Source organism: Streptococcus sp. GMD3S (genome assembly GCF_000298695.2).
In the GTDB taxonomy this organism is placed as follows: domain Bacteria; phylum Bacillota; class Bacilli; order Lactobacillales; family Streptococcaceae; genus Streptococcus.
The window spans coordinates 1-1,181 of the sequence record NZ_AJRC02000043.1 but is presented as its reverse complement, the minus strand read 5'-3'; the positions used below and the strand labels follow the sequence as shown (position 1 = coordinate 1,181).

The following is a 1,181-nucleotide window of genomic DNA, read 5'->3' as shown; positions in this document are numbered from 1 at the left end:
ATAAATTGATTGATTTTCCCAAAATAACCTTCAGGTAATTGCTCCTTAATCAAAGCATGCCAAGACGAATGTTGCATCTTTCTCTCCTTTATCGTATCCATCTAAAAGCACGTCTTAATTCATCCGTACCATTTTTAAAAAAGCATAAACCATGTGCAAGAATGATCTTATCCGGTTTCCAGTTTAACATACGGGAAAAGGAAACCTTTGCCTCTATTTGTCTTCTAAAAAAAGTCATCCTATAATCGATAGGAGTTTGCCCATCAGGGACTGTTACACGGGCTAAACGATAAATTTTTCTTCGGATTGGACTAGCTATCTTTTCTGGTTCAAAATTCTCTATAAGGTCCGTTACAATGAGTGTTTTAGTCGATTTATGAAAAAACACGACCTCTTCGATGACAGAACTTCCCTTAAAAATAAGTTGATCAATCTCATCAGACCATAAGTCAGGTGCCTTATCAGTTAAAGGAGCATCAAATTCCACCATGACATTCTGACTTTTTGCTCTCTCTTCAACTCCTGGACTAGACCATGCTTGTGCATAAGGATATCTTTTTTTCCAATCTGCAATATAGGCGTAGTGAATCTTATTGGGTGAAATTAGGTAAGCAACTTTGCCCAAAGCGTCCAGTTCAGTAAAGAGCTCCTCATTTGGCGCAATAGGAGAATGAATCCAGAGTTTTCCATCGTTTAACTTTATCACTGTCATACGTGTCTGAAAAGGTAGTTTGAAGACCTTCATATCCATTTGTATCAAGTCACCATCTGCTATCCAGATATTTTGATCAACTTCCTTTAGTGTATACAATGGTTCATAAAGAGAAAGTTCTGGTCTTGCCATCGTTTACTATTCCTTCGTTTTTACTGCTTCTATTATAGCAAAAAGTGGCTATCTAAACCACTTTTTACAGTTCTTATATATACTGTTATTGACCCTATTATTTGACATTACTATTCACAGTATCAATCAGCCATTAAAAACTTTTCGATTGTATCAATAGAATAGGAAAGTTGATTATTTACAGACATCATCCGTTCAAGATTAGCGTCCATATAGTAGAGTTCAGATAAACCACCCCTAGGGAGAAAGAGTGAATAGTGGATATTCATCTTCTCTCGAGTACTTAACTCTATATGATTGCTTATGATATACTTTAACTCTTTTAACGAATTTACTT

2 protein-coding genes and 1 pseudogene are annotated in these 1,181 nt (G+C 35.6%); all 3 read right to left on the bottom strand.

From position 1 onward, the window contains the following. Window positions 1–77 (bottom strand): annotated as a pseudogene (locus GMD3S_RS10905) (uracil-DNA glycosylase); the annotation flags it as partial. An 11-nt stretch (window positions 78–88) separates the two neighbouring features. Then, window positions 89–844 carry a DUF4336 domain-containing protein gene (locus GMD3S_RS0209465; RefSeq protein ID WP_000113582.1) on the bottom strand — a complete coding sequence of 252 codons (756 nt, stop codon included), beginning with the start codon at window positions 842–844 and terminating at the stop codon, window positions 89–91. Window positions 845–966: 122 nt separating this feature from the next. After that, a partial coding sequence (locus tag GMD3S_RS11065; protein ID WP_000324309.1) for a hypothetical protein occupies window positions 967–1,181 on the bottom strand: 215 nt, incomplete at its 5' end.

Coding starts and splice junctions, on each gene's coding strand:
- GMD3S_RS0209465 (WP_000113582.1), bottom strand. CDS start 844: ATGGCAAGACCAGAACTTTCTCTTTATGAACCATTGTATACACTAAAG.